This is a genomic window from Streptomyces tauricus (genome assembly GCF_014650955.1).
Lineage (GTDB): Bacteria > Actinomycetota > Actinomycetes > Streptomycetales > Streptomycetaceae > Streptomyces > Streptomyces tauricus.
Map to the genome: position 1 here is coordinate 1 of NZ_BMVY01000079.1, position 7,046 is coordinate 7,046.

Annotated in this window: 10 protein-coding genes; 4 read left to right on the top strand and 6 right to left on the bottom strand. The window is 66.7% G+C overall.

Annotation, left to right across the window (positions count from 1 at the left end):
* Window positions 1–43: 43 nt before the first annotated feature.
* The 4 genes from IE278_RS41400 to IE278_RS41415 all read right to left on the bottom strand — a co-directional run bounded on the left by IE278_RS41400 (window position 44) and on the right by IE278_RS41415 (window position 2,081).
* Window positions 44–712, bottom strand: a complete 669-nt coding sequence (locus tag IE278_RS41400; protein WP_246571817.1) for a transposase family protein — start codon at window positions 710–712, stop codon at window positions 44–46.
* Window positions 713–950: 238 nt separating this feature from the next.
* Complete coding sequence (locus IE278_RS41405) at window positions 951–1,160, bottom strand: hypothetical protein (RefSeq protein WP_246571820.1); 210 nt, start codon at window positions 1,158–1,160, stop codon at window positions 951–953.
* Entirely contained in the window at window positions 1,142–1,423 is a 282-nt protein-coding gene (locus IE278_RS41410; protein WP_189780193.1) for a hypothetical protein, read from the bottom strand. The genes IE278_RS41405 and IE278_RS41410 overlap by 19 nt, the downstream gene beginning before the upstream one ends.
* Window positions 1,424–1,934: 511 nt before the next feature.
* A complete protein-coding gene (locus tag IE278_RS41415; RefSeq protein ID WP_189780194.1) occupies window positions 1,935–2,081 on the bottom strand; it encodes a hypothetical protein in 147 nt (48 codons plus the stop codon).
* 110 nt (window positions 2,082–2,191) lie between these two features.
* Between IE278_RS41415 and IE278_RS41420 the strand changes: the two genes are divergently transcribed.
* From IE278_RS41420 to IE278_RS41435, 4 genes are all read left to right on the top strand, one after another.
* A complete protein-coding gene (locus IE278_RS41420) occupies window positions 2,192–2,656 on the top strand; it encodes a YybH family protein (protein WP_189780195.1) in 465 nt (154 codons plus the stop codon).
* A complete protein-coding gene (locus tag IE278_RS41425; protein ID WP_189780196.1) occupies window positions 2,653–3,582 on the top strand; it encodes an alpha/beta hydrolase in 930 nt (309 codons plus the stop codon). The genes IE278_RS41420 and IE278_RS41425 overlap by 4 nt, the downstream gene beginning before the upstream one ends.
* 53 nt (window positions 3,583–3,635) lie before the next feature.
* Complete coding sequence (locus IE278_RS41430; protein ID WP_265652274.1) at window positions 3,636–4,424, top strand: helix-turn-helix transcriptional regulator; 789 nt, start codon at window positions 3,636–3,638, stop codon at window positions 4,422–4,424.
* A gap of 175 nt (window positions 4,425–4,599) precedes the next feature.
* Window positions 4,600–4,800 carry a hypothetical protein gene (locus IE278_RS41435; RefSeq protein WP_189780198.1) on the top strand — a complete coding sequence of 67 codons (201 nt, stop codon included), beginning with the start codon at window positions 4,600–4,602 and terminating at the stop codon, window positions 4,798–4,800.
* A 31-nt stretch (window positions 4,801–4,831) separates the two neighbouring features.
* Here IE278_RS41435 and IE278_RS41440 read toward each other — a convergent pair whose 3' ends face one another.
* Together IE278_RS41440 and IE278_RS41445 are read right to left on the bottom strand one after the other, a co-directional pair.
* Entirely contained in the window at window positions 4,832–5,512 is a 681-nt protein-coding gene (locus IE278_RS41440; RefSeq protein WP_189780199.1) for a response regulator transcription factor, read from the bottom strand.
* Window positions 5,509–6,771 carry a sensor histidine kinase gene (locus tag IE278_RS41445; protein WP_189780200.1) on the bottom strand — a complete coding sequence of 421 codons (1,263 nt, stop codon included), beginning with the start codon at window positions 6,769–6,771 and terminating at the stop codon, window positions 5,509–5,511. Before IE278_RS41445 ends, IE278_RS41440 begins: the two co-directional genes overlap by 4 nt.
* Window positions 6,772–7,046: the final 275 nt, after the last annotated feature.

Genomic DNA, 7,046 nt, shown 5'->3' on the forward strand with positions numbered 1-7,046 from the left:
CTCGTGCTGGCAGGCAGAGTGATCGTCGCCGGGTAGTCGTTTGTCACCGCTGGACTTCGCAGTTCGCCGGAACGAGCAGGGCCCGTAGCAGCGTGGTGGCGTGATGGACACTCATGCGGATCTTGGTCAGGATGCGCCAGTTCTTCAGGTTCGCGAACCCGTGCTCGACGGCGGCGCGTTCGCGGCTGACCAGCCGGTTCGCCTCCTTCTCGGCGTTGGTGAGGCGGTGGGAGCGGGTCGCCTTGCGGCCGGTGATGATGACCGGAGCATCGTCGGGGTCGTCGTCGAGGCCGACGAAGCCGAGGTCGGCCAGGGCGCCGAGGCCGACCTCGCGTAGATGTCTGGTGATGTGGTCGTGGCGGGCGGCGGTGATCTCGCTGGCCCGGCCAGGACGGGCGGAGGAGATCCAGATCAGGTTTCCCTTCTCGTCGGTCAGCGCGAGGAAGAGCAGGCCATGGGCCTTGTGTTTCCCGCTGTAGTTCTTGCGGTTGTCCGCTCCGGTGCGGCGGCGGGTGCGCACGAGGGTGCCGTCCAGCAGGACCACCGCACCGCCCCGGCGGGCGATCTTCTTCAGTGCGCGGTCCAGACGCGGGGCCCGGGCAGCGAGCAGGCCGAGGACTTCCAGGACCCAGCGGCGCACGGTGGAGGCGGAGACCTCGTTGCCGCCGGCCATGTCGGCCAGACGCTGGTCGTGACGGAGCACGGCGAGCACGACGATCGCCTGGGGTCCCCGGGGTGACCTTGCGCCAGCGGGTGCTGAGCTGCTTGCGCCGCCCGCGTATCAGGCCGGCGACGAGTTCGATGGTCCGCTTCGACACCGGGAGCCGAACCTGGTAGACAGCATCGCGAGTGCCCTCGGCGGGGCGGTGAGTCTTCACACGCGAACCAACTCCTCCGGGGGGCCCTCGCGTTATGGCAGGAACCGGCCGGTCCGCTGCCTCCCTCGCCGGTCAGCGCGGCAGGTAGCGCCCCGATCCGGTCCGCTTCAGCCAGCCCCGGTCGGCGGGTTTGCGCAGCTGGCCGCGGACCGGCTCGACCTTGCCCGGTGTGAGTTCCCGGCCCAGTGCCACCGCGACGTCCCTGGCCATCACCGGACCGTCCGCCCCGGCCACGATCTCCATGATCCGCTGATACTCCGAGGTCAGGGCCTGAAGCCCCATCCCCTCGACGCGGTCCGGCACCAACCGCATCCCGCCCGCACCCGGCCCAGCCGCGACATGCTCCGGCTCCGGCTCCGGCTCCGGCTCCACGATGTCCGATGGCCGCCGTCCCCGTCGGTCGCCTCGGCCCACTGCCCGAACACCACCTCGGCCGCCTCCAGCCGGCCCAGCTCGGCGTCAATTTCCGCCAGTTCCTTGCGCAGCAGCTCGGCCCGCTCGGTCAGTCGCATCCGCCGCTCGATCGTCCACGTCAACACGTCCACCAGACGCCTCCCTCCCGTTGCGGAACCTACGAGACGCCTCACGCGGACGACTCCGGAACCCGCGAACTGGCCCATGGCAGACGATCACCTGCTAGTGATCACGTCCGAGACCGGCACGAGCACGTCAATCTCCACCCACACCAGCGGCCCGACCTGCGAATTCAAGATGAAACGATCTCAATGAGATCCCTGCCGTCCGGGACCTGCTGAAAGCGTTCACCGACCAGGCCGGGGCGGTCATCACGGTCGATGCCCTGCACACGCAGAGCGACACCGCGCAGGCCATCACCAGCCGGCACGCCGACTACGTGATGACCGGCAAGGCCAACATGCCGACCCTGTACAAGCAGCTGAAAAAGCTGCCCTGAACCACGATCCCCGCGACCTCGGCCGTGGGCACGGGCCACAATCGCCGGGCCCTCGCAGTGCTTCACGAAGCACTCGCGTTTCGGTTTCTGGCATGAGCAGAACTGGTGATCGAACCGCTGAGTGGATGTCGGGGACCTTGTTGTCACACGGCAAGCAATCGCGTGCCGTCGATCATCCACTGTCCCTCGTCGATGTCGAAGCCGATGGACTTCAGGAAGTGGGGCGCGGTACACGCGTTGAGCTGCCGCCCGCGGCCGACGCCGATGCCGTCGGGCCGGTCCGACGGCATCGGCCAGGGGGGTACTGCACATACCACCATGATCTCGGACTGGCTCTGATCCCTACCCCGGCCGAGACTGGACGCAGATCCAACGGGACGCGACACAGGAGATAAATCCGATGAAGGTCAACAGCACCGCCCTTTCCTCCCTCGACGAGGAAATCCGTACGCGGATGCAGGACTGGAAGGAAGCTTTCGAATCGAAGGACGTCGACTCCATCATGGCGTTCTACGCGCCCGAGGGCTTCACCGCTTTCGACTTGATGCCCCCCTTCCAGTTCGAAGGGGGCGAGATGTGGCGGAAGAACTGGGTGAACTTCTACGAGGCGTTCGACGGCCCGATAGAGCTGGAACTGGCCGACCTTCGTGTCTATGCGCAGGCCGACCTCGCGATCGCGCGATGCGCCGTTCGGCTGGCCGGAACCATGTTCGGCCATCACATGGACTCGTGGGTGCGCACGACCAACTGCTTCCAGCGTATCGAGGGAGAATGGCTGATGATTCACGATCACGTTTCATGGCCCACCGACTTCGCCACCGACAAGGCCTTGAAGGACCTGACCCCCGCAGGGGCCGAGCGATGAGCAGCCTGAACGCTGACGAGATCCTCGACAACGTGGCCCGCTCCTTCGTCAATCCGCTGCGTTCCCCCGTGACGAGGGATCCCTCGCATGTCGGCCTCGACTACGAGAGCGTCACCTTCCCGTCCCTGGACGGGGTCCCCCTCGAAGGATGGTTCATTCCGGCTGACAGCGATGACGTCGTCGTCCTGAACCATCCCATGGGTTTCAGCCGTGCCGGTCAGCCGACCCACCTGGAGCCGTGGCAGTCGATCTGGGGTCCCAGCGGCAATGGAATGGAAGTCGATTTCCTGCCCGACTACGCCATCCTGCACGAGGCCGGGTACAACGTACTCACGTACGACCTGCGCAACTTCGGCTTGAGCGGTGCCGCCAACGGGGGCGCGGTGACCAGCGGACTGTTCGAGGCGCGTGATGTGGTGGGCTCCCTGCGATACCTTCGCGCCCGGGCGGACACGGCGTCGATGCGAGTGGCCCTCTTCAGCCGCTGCCTCGGTGCGAACGCCACGTTCGCGGCCATGCGGCAAGCACCGGAGGATTTTGACGAAGTCCGCTGTCTCGTCGCCTGTCAGCCGGTCTCCGACCTGGTCATCATGGGACGCCTGCTGGAGATCCTCGGCCTCGGGAAACAACACCTTCCCGAGCTGGATCACCGCGTCATGCTGGGAACGTCCCTCCCCTTCGCGGCTCGCCCCGATACGAGCTGGGCGCAATACGTCAGTGTTCCCACCTATTTGTACGCTGTCCGCCAGGACTCCCTGACCGAGCCGCACGACATCGAGACCGCGTTTGCCATGCTCGATACCGGCGACAAGGAGCTGCAGTGGGTCGAGGACACACGCCGACGGTGGGACGGTTATCTTGAGTTCCAACGCCGCCCGCAGCCCGTACTTGACTGGCTGCACGCGCACATGAGGACCCGACTGTAACCAGCTACCAGCTGTAATGGAGACCGGCCCTGACGCACGAGAATACGGACGAACTGGGCACGTTCCTGCGCGCATGCCGTGAGCGGTTGCAGATCGCCCCGGATTCCGGGCGAGCGTCGTCCACACGACGCACGCCCGGAATGCGGAGAGCTGAGGTCGCGGTCACCGCCAACATCAGCGTGGAGTGGTATTCGCGACTGGAGCAAGGGCGGGGCGGACGCCCGTCGATCCATGTCCTGGAAGCGATCTGCGAGGCTCTGCGACTGAAGCCGAAGGAGCGGGAACACGCCTTCCTGCTCGCCTATGGCACGATCGGCGCCTCCCACCAGGAACTGAGCTCTGCCGAGAGACGCAAGCTGCGTATGGTGCTCGACGCGCTGGAACCCTGCCCTGCGTATCTGAAGTCCCCGTCATGGGACATCCTCGAATGGAACGCCGCCGCAGCACGCGTTCTGACGGATTACGCGGCACTGCCCGCCGCGGAACGCAACGTGCTCCGCATCCTGTTCACGCATTCCGAGTCCCGCAGGCGAATCCGGGACTGGCCCACCGAGGCGAAGCTGGCCGTTGCGACGTTCCGTTCCGAACTGGTCCGCTGGGAAGAACGCTCCCCGCGGGTGCAGACGCTGATCCATGACCTGCGCACCACCTCGCCGGATTTCGACGAAATATGGCGACGAAACGAAGTCGGACACCTGGGGGAGGGAAAGAAGACCATCCTTATGCCCGACGGATCAGAGACAACCATGCAGTACACATCGTTCAACATCGACGCCCACCCAGGGACGGGCCTGGTGGTGTACACGCTGATGACCGATGCAACACCCCTGCCCCCTGACTGATCATTTCAGAACTAGGTTCGAGGGCGTCTCAGGCAGATGATGCCGGAGGCGAGTTGGAGCAGGCCGAGGTGGAGGTCGGCTCAACCTCGGCATGTTGGCCTCGAACAGGCGCAGAGAACTGGCGAGTTGTGCCACTACGGCTGACGGGGCCAAGGGCTGAACGACCGGGGACAAGTTGTTCTCTGGAACCACGGGGACGTGCTATTACGTCGGCGACAGCTGGAACGACTCCCTCAGGTCCGCCCGCACCAGGGCCCCCGCCAGGGTGGAGCTGTGGGAGAACGCCGATTGCACCGGGTACGCAATCACGATCGACAGCGAGGGCTACGGCTCGATCGGCCCCTGGGGCAGCGCCCACCGCGTCACCTACGCGTGAACGCGCTTCCCGATCCGTGGCCCGTGCGCGGCTACCGTGGTGGCGGAGTCACCTGCGCCAAGCCCGTCTGATAGGCGATGACAACCAGTTGGGCGCGGTCGCGGGCACCCAGTTTCGCCATCGCGCGGTAGATGTGGGTGCGTACGGTCAGTGGGCTGAGCGTGAGCGCTTCCGCAATTTCGGTGTTCGACTTCCCCTCGGCGGCCATGGCCATCGTTTCACGTTCGCGAGCGGTGAGTTCCGCCAGGTGTCCTGGGGATGCGAGCTGGGTCCCTGGGTCGGGTGTCATGAGGAAGGTGGCGATGAGGGTACGGGTGGCGGTTGGGGACAGGAGAGCTTCACCGGACGCCACGGTCCTCACCCCCGCCAGCAGGGTGTCGGTGGTGACGTCTTTGCCCAGGAAGCCGCTGGCTCCCGCGCGCAGCGCCTGGGCGACGTAGTCCTCGGTCTCGAACGTGGTCAGGATGAGAACGCGGGTAGCGGTCAGGTCCGGGTCCGCGCAGATGGCCGACGTAGCGGCGAGACCGTCCGTGCCCGGCATGCGGATGTCCATGAGAACGATGTCGGGGTGGTGGACGCGGGCCAGCTCCACCGCCTCCGCGCCGTCGGAGGCCTCGCCGACCACCGTCATGTCGTCGCAGGAATCGATCAGCATGCGGAAGGTGGCCCGCAGCAGGGTCTGGTCGTCTGCGAGCAACACCCTGGTGGTCATGCTTCTCCTGCCGGATCGTCTGCGGTCTTCGAGGATGCCTTGGTCGCAGTGGGCCGGAGCGGCAGACTGGTCGCCACTTCGAAACCGCCTCCCGGTCGCGGTCCCGCGCGGAATTCACCGCCGGCGGTGAGGGCTCGTTCGCGCATGCCCATGATGCCGAAACCCGGGCCTGGCGCTGCCGCGGCTGCGCCGGTGGTGCCGGACGGCGCACCGTTGGTGATCGTGATCAGCAAGCGACAGTCCTCATAGGTGAGATGCACGTCGGCCGAGTCCGCGGCGGCGTGCTTGGTGGCGTTGGTGAGTGCCTCCTGAACGATCCGGAACGCGGTCAGGTCCACTACAGAGGTGAGAGCACGCGCTTCGCCCGTCGTGGTGACCGTGACGGTGAGTCCTGCAGCGGCACATGCCGAAACCAACTGAGGCAGGTGGGCGAGGCCAGGGGAGGGCTCCAGCGGTCCCGAGGCCGGGATGCTGTCGTGGCGCAGCAGTCCCAGCGTGGTTTTCAGGTCACGCAGTGCGGAAGACGTGGTGTCGGTCAGGCTGGTGAGGATCTTCTTCGTCCGTTGCGGATCGGTGAGCGCGAAATGGGCTGCTGTGCCCGCCTGGGCGTTGGCGAGGGCCAGGTGGTGGGCGACGACATCGTGCAGCTCGCGGGCGATGCGCATGCGTTCCTCGGTGGCCCGCAGCCGTGCCTCCTCCTCCCGGGTCCGCTCGGCGTGTTCGGCGCGCGCCCGTACGGACGCCACGTAGGCGCGCCGCAGTCTGGTCATGCTGCCGGCGGCGAGCGGCAGCAACAGCCAGAAGCAGTAGCCGATAGACCGTGGCACGGGGGAGGAAGGGTACGTGGGGTCGAAGACCGCTGACGTGGTCATCAGAGCTGCTGCCGTGGTGAGGCTGTACAAGCGCGCGGTCCTGAGTCCGGTGTGTGTGGTCAACCAGTACAGCGCCGCCATGACGGGAGCCAGCAGCAGAGGGGTCAGTACGTACTCCAGCGCGGTGACGGCCACGATGCACACCGCGTTGACGACAGTGACGGTCCGCGGACGGCTTCGGTGTGCGAACAGCGCGAGACATGAGGCCCCCATGACGACCAGGACGGTGGCATCACGCTGGGGCGGGGCGGCGCCGGGCCTGGTGAGACCACTGCCCACGACCGCGCAGGCCATCAGCACCAGCACGATGACCGCGTCGACGACGCGGGGATGGCGGTCGGCGTACCGCTCGAAACGGTCGGTGTAACCCTCAGGGCCGGTTCTCATACCATTCTCCGGTCGCTGCTCTGCATACGTCGCTGTCTCCCACGGATGGCCGGGGCCGCCCCGTTTCATCCAATACAGGGAGGCCCCGGCGGTAAAGAAGCAGTGGTGTCAGGTGCGGGACACCTCCCGTGCGGCCGTCGACCCGATCGACTGCGGGTCCCCCACACCGGACCACCGGTCGAGCGCCTGGCCCTCCACGTCGACGCGGGGCAACAGCCGGTCGAGCCAGCCCGGCAGCCACCAGGCCTTGTGGCCGAGCAGGGCCAGGACCGCGG